The sequence below is a fragment of the Streptomyces sp. RPA4-2 genome, from assembly GCF_012273515.2.
GTDB classification, from domain to species: domain Bacteria; phylum Actinomycetota; class Actinomycetes; order Streptomycetales; family Streptomycetaceae; genus Streptomyces; species Streptomyces kaempferi.
This window is the reverse complement of sequence record NZ_CP050975.2, coordinates 1,021,158-1,040,714: the sequence shown is the minus strand read 5'-3', so window position 1 is coordinate 1,040,714 and position 19,557 is coordinate 1,021,158. Positions and strand designations below refer to the sequence as shown.

Sequence of the window (19,557 nt, the reverse complement as noted above, 5' to 3'; positions counted from 1 at the left end):
CAGAACGAGTCGGGTGTCAGAACGAGTCGGGATCCGCCGCCGCCCAGTCCCGCTCCCAGGACGCGGGCGCCTCGGCGAGCAGCACCCCGGGCTCCAGCCACTCGTAGAGCTCCGCGTACGACCGTACGGTCGTCGGATCCGTACGCCTCAGCAGCTGGCCGGGTGTGAGCTCGCCGGGATGCCGTACCCCCATCGCGGCCATGATCCGGGTGGCGCTGCGGACCGTGGCCCGCTGATACCGGTGGACGCGTACGGACTTGTCGGCCACGTCCAGGACGCGGACGCGGCGCGGATCCTGGGTCGTGATGCCGGCCGGGCAGGTGTTGGTGTGACAGCGCTGCGCCTGGCGGCAGCCGAGGGCGAACAGCATCGCGCGGGCCGCGTTCGTGTAGTCGGCGCCCTGGAGCAGGCGGGTGACGAGGTCCGCGCCGGTCGCGATCCTGCCACTCGCGCCGACGCGCACGCGGTCGCGCAGACCGGTGCCGACCAGGGCGTTGTGCACCGTGATCAGCCCCTCGGTGAGCGGCGTTCCGAGCCGGCCGGAGAACTCCGGGGGCGCGGCGCCGCTGCCGCCCTCCGCACCGTCGACCACGATGAAGTCGGGTGCGACTCCCTCCGCGAGCATCGCCTTGCACACGGCGAGGAACTGGCGGCGCGACCCGACGCAGAGTTTGAGACCGGTCGGCTTGCCGCCCGCCGCCCGCCGCATCCGGGCGACGAACCCCACGAGCTCACGGGGGGTCGAGAAGACCTGGTGGGAGGGCGGCGAGAGCACGGTGCGCCCCGCCGTGACGCCCCGGACCCGGGCGATCTCGGCGCTCACCTTCGCCCCGGGCAGCACCCCGCCGACGCCCGGGTGCGCGCCCTGGGACAGCTTGAGCGACACGCACCGGACCTCCGGAAGAGCCGCCTTGTCCGCGAACTCCCTTTCCTCGAAGCCTCCTTCGGCCGTCCGGCAGCCGAAGTACCCGGTGCCGATCTCCCAGACCAGATCGCCGCCGCCGCGCAGGTGATGGTCCGACAGGCCGCCCTCGCCGGTGTCGTGCGCGAAACCCCCCAGCGCCGCGGCCCTGTTGAGCGCCAGGACCGCGTTCGCGGACAGCGCTCCGAAGCTCATGGCCGAGACGTTCAGCAGCGCCATGTCGTACGGCTGGGTGCAGTCGGGGCCGCCGACCCGGATCACGGGCGGTTTGTCCGGCGCCTCGACCGGGCTCATCGACGGCACCAGGAACTCGTACCCCGCGCCGTACACGTCCCGCTCGGTGCCGAACGGCTCCTCCCGCTCGGCGCCGTCGGCCCGCGCGTACACCAAGCCGCGCACCGCACGGTCGTACGGACGACCGTCGTGGTTCCGCTCGACGACATGGCGCTGCACGTGTGGCCGCAGGGCTTTCGCGAAGAAGCGCAGATGGCCGAGCAGGGGGAGATTCCGCAGCTCCGAGTGGCGGGTCTGGGTCAGGTCCCGCGCTCCGACCGCCGTCAGCGCCAGCAGGACGCCCGCCGCGCACCACCACCAGGCCGAGACGGCGCACGCCAGGACCAGGGCCACGGCCAGGCCGAGGACCACGAGCAGCAGCGAGAGCATCCGGCGCACATCATGAGTGAAGCGCACGGGACGGAAAGGGGCGAAAGGGGGCAAGGGTGCCGAGGGCTTCCCCTGCTTGTTGGGTAATTCTTTACTTATGGCCGATTTCGGCCGAGAAGGGCCCGGCGGTGAGCGGGCCGGCGGGTCCGCCGCGGGCAAAACGCGGCCGGAACCGACGGGGTCACTGTGCCGGCCGGGTTACGTCCGTGTTGACGGCCCCTTCCCGCGGGGAACAGCCTCAAGGTGTAGATGCTGGATACAACTGGTTTTGTGGAAGCGAACGCGCGACCCTGTAGGTGCAGGTGAGCCCGGTGCTCCCGGCGAACCGGACGCAGGAGGTAACACATGTGCGGCATCACCGGATGGGTCTCCTTCGATCGCGATCTGCGTGCCGAGGGCGAGACATTGGATGCGATGACGGAGACGATGTCCTGCCGCGGCCCCGACGACCGCGGCACCTGGGCCGAGGGCCCCGCGGCCCTCGGTCACCGCCGGCTGGCGATCATCGACCTGCCCGGTGGACGGCAGCCCATGACCGCCGAGACCCCCGAGGGCACGGTCGCACTGGTCTACTCGGGCGAGGCCTACAACTTCACCGAGCTGCGCCGTGAGCTGACCGGGCGCGGTCACCGCTTCTCGACCGACTCCGACACAGAGGTCGTGCTGCGCGGCTACCTGGAGTGGGGCGCGGAGCTCGCCGGACGGCTCAACGGCATGTACGCGTTCGCCCTCTGGGACGGCCGCCACGACAAGCTCGTGATGATCCGCGACCGCATGGGCATCAAGCCCTTCTACTACTACCCGACCTCCGACGGCGTCCTGTTCGGCTCCGAACCCAAGGCGATCCTGGCCAACCCCCTGGCCCGCGCGAGGGTCCGCCTCGACGGTCTGCGGGAGCTCTTCACCTTCGTCAAGACGCCCGGCCACGCGATCTGGGACGGCATGCACGAGGTCGAGCCCGGCACCGTCGTCACCGTCGACCGCTCCGGCCTGCGCCGGCACGTCTACTGGCAGCTGGAGACCCGGCCGCACACCGACGACCGCGACACCTCCATCGGCACCGTGCGCACCCTCCTCGACGACATCGTACGCCGCCAGCTCGTCGCGGACGTGCCGCGCTGCACCCTGCTCTCCGGCGGTCTCGACTCCTCCGCCATGACCGCACTCGCGGCCCGGCAGCTCGCCGAGCACGGAGAGCGGGTCCGCAGCTTCGCCGTCGACTTCGTCGGCCAGACCGACCACTTCGTCGCCGACGAACTGCGCGCCACCCCGGACACCCCCTTCGTGCACGACGTGGCCCGCGCCTCCGGCACCGACCACCGCGACATCGTCCTGGACACGCAGGCCCTGGCCGACCCGGACGTCCGCGCCAAGGTGATCAGGGCCAGGGACCTGCCGACGGGCTTCGGCGACATGGACGCCTCGCTGTATCTGCTGTTCCAGGCCGTCCGTGAGCACTCCACCGTCGCGCTCTCCGGGGAGTCGGCCGACGAGGTCTTCGGTGGCTATCTGCAGTTCTTCGACGAGGAGGCCCGCAACGCCGACACCTTCCCGTGGCTCGTCCGCTTCCAGCGCGACTTCGGGGACGACGCCGACGTCCTGCGCCCCGACCTCACCGCGGCGATGGACCTGGAGTCGTACGTCGCGGACGGCTACCGCACAGCCGTCGCCGGAATCCGGCGCCTGGACGGCGAGAGCGACTTCGAGTACCGGATGCGACGGATCTGCCACCTCCACCTGACCCGCTTCGTACGCGTCCTGCTCGACCGCAAGGACCGTACGAGCATGGCGGTCGGCCTGGAGGTGCGGGTGCCGTACTGCGACCACCGGCTCGTCGAGTACGTGTACAACGCGCCGTGGTCCCTGAAGTCCTTCGACGGCCGGGAGAAGAGCCTGCTGCGGGAGGCGACCGCGGACGTGATCCCGAAGTCCGTCTACGACAGGGTCAAGAGTCCCTACCCGTCCACCCAGGACCCCAAGTACGCGATCGCCCTCCAGGACCACGCGAAGGACCTGCTGGCCCAGCCGACGCACCCGGTGTTCGACCTCGTCGACCCGGACCGGCTCCGCCGGGCCGCCCACAGCGACACCCCGCAGATCACGCAGGCGTCGCGGCGGGGCCTGGAACGGACCCTGGACCTCGCGCTGTGGCTGGACCTCTACGCCCCGGAGGTGTCCTTCAGCTGAGCTGCCGGTCGGCGGCGGCCTGCGAGGACTGCCACCACGTGGTGACCGGCTCCCACACGAGAACGGAGTCCCCCGCACCCAGCTCCCGCGAGGTGAAGGAACGCCCGAACCGCGCGGGGTCCGCCGAGACGCTGATCGACCCCACCCGGCGGGCCTGGGGGTCGGCCGGGTCGGCGATGGTCCGCACGGCCGCGTACGCCGTCCGGCCCGCGCCGATCGGATACGGCCCGCTGTCACCGGCGGGTACCGGCAGGGCCGCGCCGTCGAGATCTCCGAAGACGACCGTGGGGATCCGGTCGACGGCGCAGGTCCGCGCGGACCTGTTGGTGACGCTGATGTGCAGCACCCGGGGGTCGGCGGCCCGGTGGGCGCGTACGACGACGGACCTGTCGGCGCACTTGGCGGGCTGGGCCGCGACGGCCGGCCGGGCGGACCCGGTGGCGGCCGAACCGCTGTGCGGCACGGCGAGGAGCAGTGCCGCGGCGGCGGCCGGAAGGGCGAGGACGGAGCGGATGCGCATCGGTGGGTTCCCCTGTTTCGGTCACGACGGTCGGTCACTCACGGTGCGGCGCGCGCGGGGCGACGCCTGCCCAGTGTGACGGCCCGGGAGCACAAGGGGTTGTATCCGACGTGTCGGTGACACCGGGTCACGCCGGTTGCGTGACGTGCGTCAGGGGTTGTCCCTTCCGCTCTCCGGACCGCAGGAACTGCCGTTGTCCGGCAGTGAGCCGTACAGCAGGAAGTCGTCGACCTTCTGGTGCACGCACTTGGAGGAGGTGTATCCGGTGTGGCCCTCGCCCCTGTTGTCGAGCACGACGGCGGAGGAGCCGAGCCGGGCGGCGGTCTCCTCGGTCCAGCGGTACGGGGTCGCGGGGTCCCCGCGGGTGCCCACGAGCAGCATCTTCGGGGTCCGCACGTCGCGCACGTCGTCGCGGATGTAGTCGGTGCCCTTGGGACGCCCGTGGCACAGCAGTACCTGGGTGAGCCGGTACCGCCCGAAGACCGGCGACGCCTGCTCGTAGGCGGCGCGCAGCGCGTCGACGTCCTTGGCGGCCCGCTCGGCGCTGGGCCGGTCCGGGTCGTCCGCGCAGTTGATCGCCATGAAGGCGGCGGGGAGGTTGTCGACGGGGATGTCCGCGGGGTCGACGAGTCCGGCCCGCGGGGTGCCCGCCGCGCGCGAGCTGGGCAGGGAGGCGCCGACCGACAGCTGCATGAGTCCCTGGGTGTCACCGTCCTGGACGAGCGCGGCGAGGGCCCGCTCCAGCATGGGCCACATCCGCCGGCTGTACAGCGCCTGGCCGACCGCACCCGCGAGATCCTGACCCGTGAACGTCTGTCCGAGGCTGGTCGGCACCGGATCCCGGTCCAGCGAGTCGACCAGGCGGACGACCTGCTGCCGGGCCTCGCGCGGATCCTCCCCGAAGGGGCAGGAGATGTCCTGGGTGCACCAGGTGAGGAAGTCGTCCAGGGCGGTCTGCTGTCCCTCGGCGCCCGCCAGCCCCTGCTCGGCCATCGACTCGGTGAGCGTGTCCACGCCGTCGAGCACCATCCGGCCCGTCTTCTTCGGGAACTGGGCCGCGTACACCGCGCCCAGGCGGGTTCCGTACGAGAAGCCCAGGTAGTTGAGCTTCTTGTCGCCGAGCGCCTGTCGCATCACGTCGAGGTCCCGGGAGGCGTTCACCGTGCCTATGTGGGCCAGCACCGGGCCGGAGTGCGCGGCGCACTCGCCGGCGACCTTCCGCAGTGCCTTGAGGACGGCCTGCGGATTGCTGTCGTCGGTGACGGAGCCGGCCGCGTCGGATGCCTGGGCGGCCCCGTCTCCGCAGCTGACGGGCGAGGACCGGCCGACGCCCCGGGGGTCGAAGGTCACCACGTCGTAGCCGTTGGTGAGGTCCATGAAGTCCTTGCCGCCGTCCACGGCGAGCTCCGGGATTCCCGCCCCGCCGGGACCGCCGAAGTTCAGCAGCACGGACCCCCGCGAGGTGCCCGTCGCGCGGTACCGCGCCAGCGCGAGGTCCAGGGTCCCGTTCCGCGGGTGCGCGTAGTCCAGCGGGACGGTCACCTTCCCGCACTGGAGGTCGGCGGGCATCCCGTCGCCCGCGCAGGCGCCCCACGTGATCCTCTGGTGGTAGAAGCGGGAGAGGTCGGGGGCATCGGCGGCCACGGCCGACGACGGCAGTCCCGCCGTCAGCAGAGCGAGTGTCGCCGCGCCGGCTCCGACGCACGTCCAGCGTTGGTGCACGGACAGCATGCGGGCCTCCAGGGACAGCGGGAGCCGGACCGGGATGCCCTCCCGGCCACGACACGAATCACGATAGGCGGGGGTCCGGGAGCGCGCCTCCGGGCGCGTCGGTCCGCACCGTCCGGCCACAGTCGTCCGGGTCTCGCGAAGGAAGCCCCGGTGCCCGAGGACTCCGGTGCTCGGGTGGCGACGCTCCGGCTGGGCGCGCCCCGGGTCAGTTCGATAAGCGTGACGCTCGATGGAGTGAAAGCCCGATAAGCCATAACTCGGATGGTTCTCTCGCGTTTTACGCGGTGCGGGTGAGTGCCCGCGACCAAGTCTGGAAGGTGAGGGAACCTATGAAACGGGTTACCCGGAATGGATTGATCGCCGCGGCCGCCGCATCAGGCGCGCTGGCCGTGACGATGCCGGCGTACGCCGACTCGGCGGCGCACGGCGGTACGGCGGGTTCACCCGGACTGATCTCCGGCGACACCATCCAGCTCCCGGTGCACGTCCCCGTGAACGCGTGCGGGAACACCGTGAATGTGGCCGGTCTCCTCAACCCCGCGGCGGGCAACAGCTGCGCCAATGTGAGCGACGGCGGCACCGTCCGCGGCGCGGGCGGCCGCAGCCGTGCCGGCGGCCACGGCCCGGGGACGGCCGGCTCGCGCTCCGGCAATGTCGGCGCGCACACCGACAGGGTCTCGGGCGCGGCGGCGGGCGGGGCGCTCGCACAGGGAAGCGGAAAGGATTCTCCCGGTCTGCTCTCCGGTAACGGTCTGCAGTTGCCGATCGACCTTCCGGTGAACGTCAGCGGCAACTCCGTGAACGTGGTCGGCCTCGGCAACGCGTCGGTCGGCAACACGTCCACGAACACCTCGGGCGGTGTGCCCCACCAGCCCGCGGCGCCCGCCCCGGAGCCCCCGACGAAGGCGGTCGTACCCGAGAAGGCGCCGTACCGGGAAGCGGAACAGCCCATGGCGTCCCTCGCGCACACGGGCGCGGACCAGACGGTACCCGCCATCGCCGCGAGTGCGGCACTGCTGCTGGGCGGGGCGGTGCTCTACCGGCGGTTCAGGCCCGCCGCGCGCCGCTGACCCGGCGGTCCAGCGGCGACGGAAGGCCCCACCGGGCGCGTGACCGGTGGGGCCTCGTACGTGTCCGGTCGTGCCCGGTCCCGTGTCCGCCCGGCGTGTTTCCGTTCCGTCGTCGGTGAGCCGGGCCGAGCCGTTCCGGCCGACCGGGCGCCCGCCGGACCGGCGGGCACTGAAATCCCCGCGGAGATCCGGAAGGATGGCGGGGGCCCCGCCGAGGCCGCGCGTACCCCGGTGACCGGCATTCCGCGGCCGGCACCCGGCACCCCCCAGCGAATGGAGCGCACAGATGACCTTCCCGGGTTCCGAGGATCTCGTCGTCACCCAGGCCTCGCTCGAAGACTGGTCGGTGGTCGCCGGGTGGGCGGGGGACGAGGGATGGAATCCGGGGCTGTCCGACGCCCCGAGCTTCTTCGCCCAGGATCCCGAGGGCTTCTTCATCGGCAGGATCGGGGCGGAACCGGTCTCGGCCGTCTCGGTCGTCACCTACGACGCCGACTACGCCTTCCTGGGCTTCTATCTCGTACGACCGGACCTGCGCGGCCGCGGTTACGGCCTCACCACGTGGAAGACGGCTCTGGCGCACGCGGGCGGCCGGACCGTGGGACTCGACGGAGTGGTCGCGCAGCAGGACAACTACCGCCGGTCCGGGTTCGAACCCGTCCACCGGACCGTCCGGTTCACCGGAACCGTACCTACGGCGCCGGCGCCCGCGGGAGTGCGGCCCGCCGAGGCGGCCGACCTCGCGGACATCGCGGCCTACGACAGCGCCTGCTGCCCGGCCGACCGCGCCCGTTTCCTCACACGGTGGCTGGCCGGACCGGGCCACCGCACCTTCGTCCGTGTCGCGGACGGAAGGCTCACCGGCTACGCGGTCGTCCGGCCCGCCCTCGACCGTCCGCGCGTCGGCCCGCTGTTCGCCGACACCCCCGAGGACGCACGGGCCCTGCTGCTCGCGCTGGCGGCGGAGACCCCAGGGCGTGCGATCACCGTCGACGTGCCGCAGACGAACACGGCGGGCGTGGCCCTGGCCGAGGAGTTCGGCCTCACCCCCTCCTTCGAGACGGCCCGCATGTACACCGGACCGGTCAGGCCGTTCGCCCGGGAGCGGGTCTACGGCATCACCACGCTCGAACTCGGCTGACCGCACGCGCCGGACCGACGCGGCGGCACAGCGGCCGGCGTCGGCGCGCCGCGTTGGAAACGACCGTCGGTGACCCGCTGCCACGATTCCCGGTGCGGCCACGAGCGCCGCGAGCGGGGCCCAGGTGATCAGCGCTCCTGCGCGGCGGGATCGCCCCTGTCCAGAGGCGGGATCGGCCGTATCGAGACCCGTATCCAGAGCCGTATCGACCGTCCGGCCCGCGACCGGGACGCGTCGGGCGCCCGTCTCGCGGCCGTGCGGCCGGGAGCGGTGGCACCGCCGGTGTCAGTTGGCGAGCTCCAGGGCGCGGCGCGCCGCGTCGCCCACGGAGCCGTGGTGGACCGGACCGTGGCCGGGCAGCAGGACGTCCGCCGCGAGGGTCTCGATGCGGGCGAGCGAGGTGATGGCCATCGCACGCTCGGCGTGGAACATGTTCGGCAGCAGCTGCGGGCCGCGGGTCCGCGAGGTGGGATGCCCGCTGACCAGCGCGTCGCCGGAGATCACGACACCGGCGTCCGGCAGGTGGTAGACGCAGTGTCCGGCGGTGTGCCCGGGTGTGTGCACCGGCACCGGACGGCCGGGCAGGTCCAGCGGCCCCTCTCCGGGGAACGACTCGGGCCGGGTCATCCGGACGTCCGCCGTGCCGCCGGAGCGGATGGCGTGCACGGCCCACGGCAGTACGCCGGGGCGCCACGCCTGGCGGATCACCGACCCCACGCTGACCTGCTGGAGGAACTCGCGCCGGGCGTGCGGGAGTTCCTCCTCGTGCAGATGGACCGGGACCCCGAAGGCGCTGCTCAGGTACTCGGCCGATCCGAGGTGGTCGTTGTGCGCGTGCGTGATGAGGACGGCGCCGATCGCCTTGGGGGAGTGGCCGAGCGCGTCGAGGGAGGCGAGGACGTCCAGGCGGTCGCCGGGGTACCCCGTGTCGATCAGGGTGACGGCGTCCCCCTCGCTCAGGATCACCCAGTTGGTGTTGCTGCCGTGCACCAGATGAACTCCGGCCGCTACCTCGACGATCGCGTCCTCGCGCATGACCATCCCGATGCTTGAGATCCCATCCCGGCCGGGCTGCGCCGGACCGGGCCATGTCAGGGCGAAGGTATCGCGCGCGAGCCGGCGTGCGATCGGCGCCCCGGGCGGTCGTACGTCACACACGGACGCCGGCGGGCTCGCCCACGGAGTCGGCGAGCACCTGCCGGCCCCTCGCCGGCCCGGCCTCTCCCGCGCATGGCTCGGACACCCTGGCCGGCGCGGCGTCCGGTACCGCGGTCGACGTCGACGTCGTGACCGTGCGGGCCGTCCCGGGCGCCCCCGGCACGCCGATACGGCGCCGGCTTCCGGCGCCGCGTGGACCTGGCCGATCGATCTCCGGTCGTGCGGCGGTGGATCCGACCAGCGACGCCACCCCAACCGGACGTCGTCGCACCAGCCTTGACCTGCGATGATGCCCTGAGGCGGGGACGAGCGACCGGCACCCTCGGAGGAATGCCATTGCCGTATGCGCCGCAGGGTGCTGGAGTGAGCCCATGGATCACGTTGCGGTACTGGCCCTGTTCGACCGGGACATGCGGGAGGACGCGCGCCCCGACGGCCCGGGGGCCCGGGTCGAGCGCGTCGACAAGGTGGTACGCCAGGTCGGTGCGGAGCACGACTGGAACGGGGTGATCTGGTCGGATCTGGACGGACCGGGCGCCGACGCGGCCATCGCCGACCAGGTGCGGTACTTCGGCAAGCTCGGCCGGGAGTTCGAGTGGAAGCTGTACGGCCACGACAAGCCGGAGAACCTCGGACAGCGCCTGCGGGACGCGGGGTTCGTCGCGCAGCCCGAGGAGACGCTGATGATCGCAGAGCTGGGCGATCTGGCGCTCGACGCCCAACCGCCCGAGGGCGTACGGCTCCTGCCCGTCACCGACCGGGAGGGCGTGAACCTCGTCGCGGACGTCCACGAACAGGCCTTCGGTACCGACAGCACCCGTATGCGCCACCAGCTGCTGGCCCAACTCACCGGTGACGAGGACAACGTCGTGGCGGTCGTCGCCCTGGCCGGAGACGAGCCGGTCAGCGCGGCCCGCATGGAAATGGTGCCCGGTGCCCGGTTCGCCGGTCTGTGGGGCGGGGGCACCGTCGAGTCCTGGCGCGGCCGGGGCATCTACCGCGCGCTCGTCGCCCACCGTGCCCGGGTGGCCGCCGACCGAGGCTACCGCTACGTCCAGGTCGACGCCTCCAGCCAGAGCCGCCCCGTCCTCGCCCGCCTCGGATTCCAGCCGCTGACCACGACGACGCCGTACGTCCACGGGTAGTGCCGCCGGCCGGGCGACGGTCTCTCGCGGGCCGCCGAAGCCGGTGGCCGTACCGCGTGGGGAGCGAGCCCGATGACGTACGCGCACGTCGGGATGGCGACGACGATGCGGGTGTACTCGACGAAGGCGACGAAGGCGAAGGCGACGAAGGCGGAGCCGGCACTCGGCCGGGCCCCGGCCTACCCGTCCACGTACGGCAGGCCCGGGGCGACCGGCTGAGGGGTCGCACGCCTCACCCGGCGCCACCCGGCCGTACCCGGCGCCACCGGGCCGTCACAGATCGAACTGGTACTCCACCGCCCGGTGTGTCGGCAGATAGCCCAGCGCGTCGTTGATACCGCGCATCGGCGCGTTGCTGTCGGCGGTGTCGGTGAGCAGGCCTTCGAGTTCGGGGTGACGCCGGCGAGCGGCGCGGATCGACTCGGCCTTCATCCAGAGCCCCAGTCCGTGGCCCCGGTGCTCGGGCAGCACCCCGGTGCCGTAGTGCTGGGCGTCGCCCCGGCCGTCGCCGGGCACCACGAGCTCGCTGAAGCCGACGATCGAGCCGTCCGCGCGGTCCACCGCGGCGACGGTGTGGAGCGACTCCCCACGTTTCGCCACGGCTTCGGCGGCCGCGACGACCCGCGCCACGTCCCACACGACGGTCCCGTGGTCCGTCTCCTCCATCGGCATGTCGTCCATGGCCCGCCGCGAGTCGGCGTAGGTCCGCGCCAGGTGGGGCGGCACGGTCCCGTCCCAGTGCGTCAACGCGTACCCCGGATGCGGCCGTTCGGCGATCCCGTCGATCCGTACGAGGTCCGCGCCGGCGAGCGGCAGCCGTGCGTACGTCAGTGCCAGCACCCGGCGGAAGCCGCGGGCCGCCAGGAACAGGTCGCCGGGTGAGCCGTGCGCGGCCTGTGCGACGAGCGAGCGCCGTCCCTCGGCACGCGCCGCCGAGACGGCCGCGTCCAGGAGACGGCCGCCCGCCCCCCGACGCCGTTCGGCCGGATGGACCGTCACCTCCAGCTCGGCGAGGTGCTCCTGGCCCTCCTTGGTGAACAGCCGCAGAAACGCGGCGCCCACGGGCACGCCCGCCGAGTCGGCGGCCAGCCAGGCCAGGCGGCGACTCGACGGTGCGGGCTCGGGGTCGGTGAGCGGTGTGATGAGCAGGGACAAGGTCTCTCCGTGGCGTCCGCGGTGCGGGGGTGAAGTCCGCAGAACCTATGCGCCACGCTCCGGGACCCGCAAGGGAATTGATCGGCTACGGAACCGGGGCAGTGCGCGGGCGTGTGCCCGCCCCGCGCGTCAGCGGCGTACCTTCACCCGGTCGAGCGCCGCGACGCCGACCGCCGCGACGGCGATCTGTATGAACCACTCGATCCAGTCCGGGCCCTTGGTGTCGGCCACGCCGAACGCGGAGGCGATCCCCGCGCCGATGAACGCGGCGACGATGCCGACGACGATCGTCCACAGGATGCCGATGTGCTGGCGTCCTGGGACGACGAGCCGACCCAGTACGCCGATGATGATGCCGATGACGATGGCACTGATGATGCCTGAGATCTCCATGTCCGCCCCTTCAATTCTGGACCCGTGCATCTAGGGGTGTTCCCCCTGCGGGCGGAGACAGTCCGCTCGACTTGCCGGCCGTCCTCCGATCCGACCCGACGGGCTTCTGTGCACCCGGAAGATTGCCATGTACCGTTCAATAATCTGTCGCGCGGAAGACGGCTGATCACCGTTCTACGCGCGGAGACTTGGGCGCCCGCACCGCCTCTCCCCACACCCATGGAGGTTCGCCGGATGCTTGGATTCAGAAAGTCCCGCCACAGACTCGCCTCGGGGCTGGCCGTGTTCGCACTGGTCGTCACGGGCGCGGCCGTCCAGGCGTCCGCTCCGGCCGCCGCGGCGACCCAGCACCGCGTCCTGTTCGACAACGGTCACGCCGAGACGGCGGGCAACGCCGACTGGGTCATCTCCACCAGCCAGCCCGACCCGTTGGGCCAGGACTCCTCGCCGTCGTCCGAGACCGACTGGACCGGGGCCCTCTCCTCCTGGGGCGTCGCCCTGCAGAAGACCGGCGACTACAGCCTCAGGACACTGCCCTCGGGCTCCAGCCTCACCTACGGCGGTTCGGCCGCGAACGACCTGTCGAACTTCGACGAACTGGTGCTTCCGGAGCCCAACACGCTCTTCACCACCGCCGAGAAGACCGCGATCATGACGTTCGTGAAGAACGGTGGCGGCCTCTTCATGGTCTCCGACCACACCGGCGCCGACCGCAACAACGACGGCTACGACGCGGTCGAGATCTTCAACGACCTGATGACCAACAACAGCGTCGACTCCACGGACCCGTTCGGCTTCTCGATCGACACGCTCGATGTCGGCTCCGGATACCCGGCGGCCGTCAGCGACAGCACCAACCCGGTCCTGCATGGTTCGTTCGGCACCGTCACCAAGAGCCTGATCGCCGACGGCACCACGGCCACCCTCAAGCCGTCCGACAACTCCGCCGTCAAGGGGCTCGTCTACCGCAGCGGTTACTCCGGCAACACCGGCGCGTTCTTCGCCACCAGTACCTTCGGCAGCGGCAAGGTCGCCTTCTGGGGCGACAGTTCGCCGATCGACGACGGCACCGGTTCGTCAGGCAACACGCTGTACGACGGCTGGAACGACACCGGTGCCACGAACGCCGCCCTCGCCCTGAACGCCACCGAGTGGCTCGCGGGTGCCGGCAGCACCGGTGGTGGCGGAGGCGGTGGTGGCGGGGGCACCTGCACCGCCGCCCAGCTGCTGGCCAACCCCGGCTTCGAGTCCGGCACCGGCTCCTGGACCGCCACCAGCGGTGTGATCACCAACAGCAGCGGCGAGGCCGCCCGCACCGGCTCGTACAAGGCCTGGATGGACGGCTACGGCTCGGCCCGCACCGACACGCTCGCCCAGACGGTCACCATCCCGTCGGGCTGTGCGGCCACCCTGAACTTCTATCTCCACGTGGACACGGCCGAGACGACCACCAGCACCGCGTACGACACCCTCAAGACCCAGGTCCTGAACAGCGGTGGCACGGTGCTGTCGACGCTCGCCACGTACTCGAACCTGAACGCCGCGTCCGGGTACACGCTGCGCAGTCTCAACCTGTCCGCCTACGCCGGGCAGACGGTCACGGTCAAGTTCACCGGCACCGAGGGCTCCATGCTGCAGACGTCGTTCGTCCTCGACGACACGGCGCTCAACGTCAGCTGACACGCGTCGGGTGAGCGAGGGGCGGGCCCGGGAACGGGCCCGCCCCTTCGCCGGTTCTAGGCCGCCGGAACCGTCGTCTGCGGCGTGTTCCACCCCGAGATCCGGATCCTGGGGGCGGAGCCGTGCAGGTCCGCGGTCCGGTAGGTGGCGGTCAGCGTCGCCGACTCCCCCGGCCACAGGCTGACCTGGTTGTCGGACCACCGGACCGGCAGCACGGGCCGGCCCTTCGAGTCCACCAGATGCGCGTCGGTGAGCAGCGACGGCGTCCTCCCCGACCCGGGGCCGCGTACCGTGACCGTCGTCGTGGAGGTGCCGCCGGGACCGGCCGTGGTCGAAGCCGTCGCGGAGACCGGCACCCGCGCCATGGAACCGAGCCCCTTGAGGTCGGCGTAGCTCGTCGTCGGCGTGTGGTACCAGTCCGTGTGGGCCCAGTCGAGGGTGTCGGCCCGGGTCGAGAGCCAGTACACGTTGCGGCTGACCGTCCTGCCCCGGGAGTCGGTGAGGACCAGTCGTGCGAGGTACGTCGCCGACAGGCCGCCGACCGAGGCCGGCACGGTGAGCGCGGTGCTGTGCGCGCCGTCCCCGTCCACCTTCACTCCGGTCGCCGTCCGGTCGTACTTCCGGGTGCCGTCGGTGTTGAAGAGCGTGACCCGGGCGGTGAGCCCGGAGGCGGGCGTGTGCCGTTTGTTCACGACCACGACCGAGCGGTCGTCGTAGGAGTACTGGACGTGCAGCGGCTCGTTCGCCTTCTTCGCGCCGAAGTAGGCCCCGCCCTGGTCGAGGTAGCGGTCCAGCAACTGCCAGTGCAGCGAGGTCCATCCGCTGTTGAACATCCAGTAGACGACTCCGGTCGAGGGCTTCGCGGAGTCGGTGGCGTTGCGTCCGTAGGCCTCGAACTGGGCGCGGGTGTTCTCGTACTGGGCGAGCTGCGCCTTGCGTACGTAGTCCGCGAGGCCGGTCGGCGGGCCGTAGCGGCCGGCCAGGGCGGCGTCGTAGATCTTCAGGGTGCCGAAGGTCGCCGACGGTGAGCGGTGGTACTGCGGGGCGCCGGGGTTCTTCCAGAGGGTGTCGAGCTCGGCGGGGGACATCATGCGGCGCAGGGTGTCGAGGGTGGGGACGTCGGGGCCCGCGCTGGTCTCGGAGTTGAAGCCGGTGGCGCCGCCCTCGCGCTTCGCGTACCAGTAGTCCGGCGGGACCCAGTCGTAGGGGCCGGTCATCTTCATGCCCGAACGGCCGCTGACAGGCGCTGAGTTGTCGGAGGCGGCCGCGACCACGGGGGTTGCCCAGTCAGCGGCCCTCAGGGCGTCGAGGTAGTCCTTCTCGATCGTCGCGTCCGGCGCGAAGTCGCTGCCGATCAGGAAGGAGACGACGCTCGGGTGGTCGCGCAGCCGGGCGGCCTCCGCGGCCATCGACGCCTTGGCGACCGGATGGTCGGCGGCGGTCCACGGGTCGCCCGACTCGCTGTCGTTGACGTTCCCCTCCCACTTGTCGCAGCACTCCCAGCCGGGCAGCGTGAGGATGCCGTACCGGTCGGCGAGGTCGAAGAACTCGTCCGGTTCGAGGTGCCCCTCGAGGCGGATGGTGTTGAGGCCCAGGTCGAGCGCGTACTTCAGCCGGTCCGCCACGTACGTCCGGTCCCAGCGCAGGAACTCGTCGGGGGACCAGCCGCCGCCCCTGATCAGCAGCTTGCGGCCGTTGATGAGGTACTGCCGCGCGCCGTCGGCGTCGAGCGGCGCCTTCACGTCGCGGATGCCGAAGTCCTCGTGCGCGGTGTCGGAGACGGCGCCGGCGACGGTGGCGGTCAGGCCGAGGCCGTACAGCGGCTGGCCGCCCATGCCCGCGGGCCACCACACCTTCGGCGCGTCCAGACGCAGGCCGGGGGAGTCCGCGGGGGTGAACGTCACGGTCTTCGTCTCGTGCGCGCGGAGCGGCACGGCTCTGCTGAAGGCCGCCGTCGAGCCGACGGTGCCGGAGACCGTCGTGGTGACCGCGGTGTTCGAGTCGTTGCGCACCCGCGCTTTCACGGTCAGGTCCGCGGAGGCGAGCGAGGGGACGGCGAGTCTGCTCACGACGTGCGCGTCACGGAGCGCGACCGGGCCCCCGCGACGGACGAGGACGTCACGCACGATGCCCATGTTCTCGTCGGGCGGTGGTTGGATCCAGTCGATCCAGCCCATGGTGAGGTTCTGATCGGGCTGGTTGGGCCGGATGCGGAACGCGACCGTGTTCGTACCCGCCCGTACCAGTGAGGTGATGTCGAGTTCGTGGTGGGTGTAGGCCCCCGCCACCTCCGTGGCGCCCGCGACGCGCTCGCCGTTGACGTAGACGTCGGCGGCCGAGATCACCCCGCTGAAGTCCAGATAGCTGCGCTCGGTGGTGTCGCCGACCGTGAAGTCCGAGCGGTACCACCAGGGCACGGTGAAGTCGGCCTTGGGGATCCGCTGTTGGTTGGTCGAGTAGAACGGATCCGCGTACACGCCGTCCGCGAGCAGCGCCGCGAGAACCGTGGACCGCGAGCCCGCCGGATACCATCCGGTGGCCGGATAGCCGGGGCTGGAGACGGCGGCCGCCGAGTCCGTGACCTTGGCCGTCGACTGGATCGCGTAGCCGGATAGCGCGGTGGTGCCACCTGCCGCGGACGGTACCGGCGTGGCACGGGCGGGGGCGGCGGTGGCCGGTCCGGCGTCACGGGACCCCGCCCAGGCGCCCGTCGCGAGGGTGCCCAGGAGGCTCAGGGCGACGGCGGCCGTGGTCAGGCGCCGACGTGGGGCAGAGCGGTCCGACACGGTGGTCTCCTTTGGGGGTGGGGGATCATCCGCGCTACGGCACTGCAAGTTAGGAAACTTTACTAACTGGGCCCACAAGCTAGGTCGCCCGTGTCGGTGGGGTCAATCACCGGGCACCGCGGACCTGTTGATCAGGAGGCCGCCGCGGACCCGGTGATCAGGAGGCCGACCGCCGGTCGAACACCACGTCCCTGGCCGTGCCCAGCGCCGTGGCCACCGCGCCGAGCAGCACCGCGTCCTCGCCCAGCCGACTGGGCACTATCTTCGGGCGCAGCGGTGTGAGCGTGCGCAGGGTCTCGCGTACGGGCCGCAGCAGCAGGTCGATGCTGTGACCCACCCCGCCGCCCAGCACCACCAGATCGGGATCGAGCACCGCCGCCGCTGCCGCGACCGTGTGCGCGATCCGCTCGCCCTCCAGGTGGACGGCGCGCACGGCCGCGGGATGACCCTCGCGCGCCGCGTCGAAGACGGCCTTCGCGGTGAGCTGTCCGGTCATGCCGAAGTGCCGCGCCGCCTCGACCACGGCCACGCCCGACACCGCGTCCTCGAGTGTCTCCGGCTTCTGCTGCCCCGGCCAGGGCAGGAACCCGATCTCCCCGGCACCGCCGTGCGCCCCGGTGAACAGCCGCCCCTCGCTGACCACACCCATGCCGAGACCGGTGCCGATCATGATGTACGCGAAGAGCCGGCTGCCCGCGCCGACGCCGTAGGTGTACTCGCCGAGGGCCGCGAGATTGGCGTCGTTGTGCACCTCCAGCGGGATGCCCAGCTTCTCGCGCATCCGGTCGAACAGGCCCGCCCGGCCCCAGCCCGGAAGATGCATCGCGTACCGCACCCGGCGCTGCTTCTCGTCGTACACGCCCGGTGTGCCCACCACCGCGTGGGCCACCTCGTCGGTGCCGAGGCCGGAGTTGGCGACGACCTGGCGGGCGGTGGCGACCACCAGGTCGGCCATCGCCCCCGAACTGCGCGCCCGGTTGCGTACGTCGGCGCGTGCGACCACCGCGCCGTCCAGATCCGCGAGCGCCACCCGCAGCCAGCCACGGCCGATGTCGATGCCGAGCGCGTGGCCGGCCGCGGGGTCCGGAGCGTAGAGGACGGCCACCCGGCCGCGTTCCGGAGCGTGCGTGCCGACCTCGTGGACGAGTCCGGCCTCCTCCAGCGCGGCGAGCGCGCTGGAGACCGTCGGCTTCGACAGGCCTGTCTCGCGGGCGAGTTGGGCTCGCGACGCGGGACCGCCGGCGCGCAACCGGTCGAGGAGCAGTCGCTCGTTGGTGCTGCGCAGCCGTCGGCGGTTCCAGGGCTGTTCGGGCTGCTCGTTGGCGTCGCGGGCGGGCATCGCTCCATTCTCACGCATTCATGACACCCCCTTGACGCATCTAGTAAGGCTCCTTAACTTTATCGCCCAGTCAGCCTCGCCGGGCGAGCCGAGGAGAGCCCAGCGCCGGCCGGTCACCCGCCGCCCCTGATCCGTCGGCCGCCATCCGGGCCGTTCCCGTACGCCGTCCCTCTCCCGCTCGTCCCGATCACAGGAGGCCCCATGTCCGGCAGTCCGCCACCCACCGGCGGTTTCGTCCGCCGCGTCGGCCTGTTCCAGGCCACCGCCATCAACATGAGCCAGATGTGCGGGATCGGTCCGTTCGTGACGATCCCGCTGATGGTCGCCGCGTTCGGTGGCCCGCAGGCGATCATGGGCTTCGTCGCGGGTGCGGTACTGGCCCTCGCGGACGGCCTGATCTGGGCCGAACTCGGTGCCGCCATGCCCGGTTCCGGCGGCAGTTACGTGTATCTCCGCCAGGCCTTCCAGTACCGCTCCGGACGCCTGATGCCGTTCCTGTTCGTCTGGACGGCCATGCTCTTCATTCCGCTGATCATGTCCACCGGCGTGGTCGGCTTCGTCCAGTACCTGGGATATCTGGCTCCCGACATGGGAAGGACCACCGGGGACCTGGTCGGCCTCGGTGTCATCCTCCTCGTCGTCGTGCTCCTGTGGCGCGGCGTCGAGCACATCGCGCGCATCACGGCCGTCATGTGGGCCGTCATGATCACTTCGGTGTTGCTGGTGATCGTCGCCGCGGCCACCGACTTCAGCGCCCATCTGGCCTTCACCTACCCGGCGCACGCCTTCGAGCTGACCAGCAGTCACTTCTGGATCGGGTTCGCCGCGGGTCTGACCATCGGCATCTACGACTACCTGGGTTACAACACCACCGCGTACATGGGCGCCGAGATCAAGGACCCGGGCCGCACCCTGCCCCGTTCCATCATCTTCTCCATCCTCGGCATCATGGCGATCTACCTCCTGCTCCAGATCGGCACGCTCGGCGTCGTCGACTGGCACCGGATGACCGATCCCGGTGACATCGCCTCCACCTCCGTGGCCTCGGCCGTCCTGGAGGAGACCTGGGGCAAGGGCGCCGCCGACACGGTCACCGTGCTCATCCTCATCACCGCGTTCGCCTCCGTCTTCACCGGACTGCTGGGCGGCTCGCGTGTCCCGTACGACGCGGCCCGCGAACGCGTCTTCTTCCGCCCGTACGCGAAACTGCACCCCAGGCACCGCTTCCCGATGCTGGGCCTGGCGACCATGGGCGTCATCACCGCGATCGGCTTCCTCATCGGCCGCCACACCGACCTGGCCACCCTGATCCAGCTCCTCACCACGGTCATGGTGATCGTCCAGGCGCTGGCGCAGATCGTCGCCCTCTCGGTGCTGCGCCGACGTCAACCGGCGCTGCGGCGCCCGTACAAGATGTGGCTCTACCCGCTCCCGAGTCTCATCGCGCTGATCGGCTGGCTCACCATCTACGGCTACGCGGACAAGAACTCCCCGGGCCGCCACCCCATCGAGTGGTCCCTGGCCTGGGTCGCTCTCGGTTGCGTCGCCTTCGTGGTGTGGGCGCGGCTGGAGAAGGTGTGGCCCTTCGGGCCGAAGGAGATCTCGGAGGAGTACCTGACCGGGCCGGCACCGGAGGTGGAGCCGGCCGCCACCTGAGCGGGTGCTCC

Annotated in this window: 15 protein-coding genes; 7 read left to right on the top strand and 8 right to left on the bottom strand. The window is 71.6% G+C overall.

Going from position 1 to position 19,557, the window contains the following annotated elements; all coding sequences use genetic code 11:
• Positions 1-16: 16 nt before the first annotated feature.
• Positions 17-1,585, bottom strand: a complete 1,569-nt coding sequence (locus tag HEP85_RS04170) for an FMN-binding glutamate synthase family protein (protein WP_168533317.1) — start codon at positions 1,583-1,585, stop codon at positions 17-19.
• Between the two features lie 345 nt (positions 1,586-1,930).
• On the opposite strand from HEP85_RS04170, the gene asnB reads away from it, so the two are divergent.
• Entirely contained in the window at positions 1,931-3,772 is a 1,842-nt protein-coding gene (gene asnB, locus HEP85_RS04165) for an asparagine synthase (glutamine-hydrolyzing) (RefSeq protein ID WP_168526294.1), read from the top strand.
• Here the strand turns inward: asnB and HEP85_RS04160 are convergent.
• Together HEP85_RS04160 and HEP85_RS04155 are read right to left on the bottom strand one after the other, a co-directional pair.
• Positions 3,765-4,292 (bottom strand): DUF4232 domain-containing protein, encoded by a 528-nt coding sequence (locus HEP85_RS04160; RefSeq protein ID WP_168526292.1) that lies wholly within the window; start codon positions 4,290-4,292, stop codon positions 3,765-3,767. The genes asnB and HEP85_RS04160 overlap by 8 nt on opposite strands.
• Positions 4,293-4,442: 150 nt before the next feature.
• Entirely contained in the window at positions 4,443-6,023 is a 1,581-nt protein-coding gene (locus tag HEP85_RS04155) for an alpha/beta hydrolase (RefSeq protein WP_168526290.1), read from the bottom strand.
• 329 nt (positions 6,024-6,352) lie between these two features.
• Here HEP85_RS04155 and HEP85_RS04150 point away from each other — a divergent pair, with 329 nt between their 5' ends.
• Positions 6,353-7,093, top strand: coding sequence for a chaplin (locus HEP85_RS04150; protein ID WP_369657582.1), 741 nt, complete (start codon positions 6,353-6,355; stop codon positions 7,091-7,093).
• Positions 7,094-7,379: 286 nt separating this feature from the next.
• Complete coding sequence (locus HEP85_RS04145) at positions 7,380-8,234, top strand: GNAT family N-acetyltransferase (RefSeq protein ID WP_168526288.1); 855 nt, start codon at positions 7,380-7,382, stop codon at positions 8,232-8,234.
• Between the two features lie 285 nt (positions 8,235-8,519).
• On the opposite strand, the gene HEP85_RS04140 is transcribed toward HEP85_RS04145, so the two are convergent.
• The gene (locus tag HEP85_RS04140; RefSeq protein ID WP_168526286.1) at positions 8,520-9,269 is read right to left on the bottom strand and encodes an MBL fold metallo-hydrolase; all 750 of its coding nucleotides are present in this window, start codon (positions 9,267-9,269) and stop codon (positions 8,520-8,522) included.
• A gap of 494 nt (positions 9,270-9,763) precedes the next feature.
• Here HEP85_RS04140 and HEP85_RS04135 point away from each other — a divergent pair, with 494 nt between their 5' ends.
• On the top strand, positions 9,764-10,537 hold the full coding sequence (locus tag HEP85_RS04135; RefSeq protein ID WP_168526284.1) for a GNAT family N-acetyltransferase: 774 nt from the start codon (positions 9,764-9,766) through the stop codon (positions 10,535-10,537).
• A 72-nt stretch (positions 10,538-10,609) separates the two neighbouring features.
• Entirely contained in the window at positions 10,610-10,756 is a 147-nt protein-coding gene (locus HEP85_RS04130; protein ID WP_168526282.1) for a hypothetical protein, read from the top strand.
• A gap of 54 nt (positions 10,757-10,810) precedes the next feature.
• Here HEP85_RS04130 and HEP85_RS04125 read toward each other — a convergent pair whose 3' ends face one another.
• Together HEP85_RS04125 and HEP85_RS04120 are read right to left on the bottom strand one after the other, a co-directional pair.
• Positions 10,811-11,692, bottom strand: coding sequence for a GNAT family N-acetyltransferase (locus HEP85_RS04125; protein ID WP_168526280.1), 882 nt, complete (start codon positions 11,690-11,692; stop codon positions 10,811-10,813).
• 129 nt (positions 11,693-11,821) lie between these two features.
• Positions 11,822-12,085 (bottom strand): GlsB/YeaQ/YmgE family stress response membrane protein, encoded by a 264-nt coding sequence (locus HEP85_RS04120; RefSeq protein ID WP_168526278.1) that lies wholly within the window; start codon positions 12,083-12,085, stop codon positions 11,822-11,824.
• A gap of 234 nt (positions 12,086-12,319) precedes the next feature.
• Here HEP85_RS04120 and HEP85_RS04115 point away from each other — a divergent pair, with 234 nt between their 5' ends.
• Positions 12,320-13,765, top strand: a complete 1,446-nt coding sequence (locus HEP85_RS04115) for a hydrolase (protein WP_168526276.1) — start codon at positions 12,320-12,322, stop codon at positions 13,763-13,765.
• Positions 13,766-13,821: 56 nt separating this feature from the next.
• On the opposite strand, the gene HEP85_RS04110 is transcribed toward HEP85_RS04115, so the two are convergent.
• Both HEP85_RS04110 and HEP85_RS04105 read right to left on the bottom strand, forming a co-directional pair.
• Positions 13,822-16,551, bottom strand: a complete 2,730-nt coding sequence (locus tag HEP85_RS04110) for an exo-beta-D-glucosaminidase (RefSeq protein ID WP_211117829.1) — start codon at positions 16,549-16,551, stop codon at positions 13,822-13,824.
• A 157-nt stretch (positions 16,552-16,708) separates the two neighbouring features.
• Positions 16,709-17,908 carry an ROK family transcriptional regulator gene (locus HEP85_RS04105; protein WP_248001827.1) on the bottom strand — a complete coding sequence of 400 codons (1,200 nt, stop codon included), beginning with the start codon at positions 17,906-17,908 and terminating at the stop codon, positions 16,709-16,711.
• Between the two features lie 183 nt (positions 17,909-18,091).
• Here HEP85_RS04105 and HEP85_RS04100 point away from each other — a divergent pair, with 183 nt between their 5' ends.
• Positions 18,092-19,546: an APC family permease gene (locus tag HEP85_RS04100; RefSeq protein ID WP_329525470.1), complete on the top strand. Its 1,455-nt coding sequence runs from the start codon at positions 18,092-18,094 to the stop codon at positions 19,544-19,546.
• The last annotated feature ends 11 nt before the right edge of the window (positions 19,547-19,557 follow it).

Coding starts and splice junctions, on each gene's coding strand:
- HEP85_RS04170 (WP_168533317.1), bottom strand. CDS start 1,585: ATGCTCTCGCTGCTGCTCGTGGTCCTCGGCCTGGCCGTGGCCCTGGTC.
- asnB (WP_168526294.1), top strand. CDS start 1,931: ATGTGCGGCATCACCGGATGGGTCTCCTTCGATCGCGATCTGCGTGCC.
- HEP85_RS04160 (WP_168526292.1), bottom strand. CDS start 4,292: ATGCGCATCCGCTCCGTCCTCGCCCTTCCGGCCGCCGCCGCGGCACTG.
- HEP85_RS04155 (WP_168526290.1), bottom strand. CDS start 6,023: ATGCTGTCCGTGCACCAACGCTGGACGTGCGTCGGAGCCGGCGCGGCG.
- HEP85_RS04150 (WP_369657582.1), top strand. CDS start 6,353: ATGAAACGGGTTACCCGGAATGGATTGATCGCCGCGGCCGCCGCATCA.
- HEP85_RS04145 (WP_168526288.1), top strand. CDS start 7,380: ATGACCTTCCCGGGTTCCGAGGATCTCGTCGTCACCCAGGCCTCGCTC.
- HEP85_RS04140 (WP_168526286.1), bottom strand. CDS start 9,269: ATGCGCGAGGACGCGATCGTCGAGGTAGCGGCCGGAGTTCATCTGGTG.
- HEP85_RS04135 (WP_168526284.1), top strand. CDS start 9,764: ATGGATCACGTTGCGGTACTGGCCCTGTTCGACCGGGACATGCGGGAG.
- HEP85_RS04130 (WP_168526282.1), top strand. CDS start 10,610: ATGACGTACGCGCACGTCGGGATGGCGACGACGATGCGGGTGTACTCG.
- HEP85_RS04120 (WP_168526278.1), bottom strand. CDS start 12,085: ATGGAGATCTCAGGCATCATCAGTGCCATCGTCATCGGCATCATCATC.
- HEP85_RS04115 (WP_168526276.1), top strand. CDS start 12,320: ATGCTTGGATTCAGAAAGTCCCGCCACAGACTCGCCTCGGGGCTGGCC.
- HEP85_RS04105 (WP_248001827.1), bottom strand. CDS start 17,908: ATGCGTGAGAATGGAGCGATGCCCGCCCGCGACGCCAACGAGCAGCCC.
- HEP85_RS04100 (WP_329525470.1), top strand. CDS start 18,092: ATGTCCGGCAGTCCGCCACCCACCGGCGGTTTCGTCCGCCGCGTCGGC.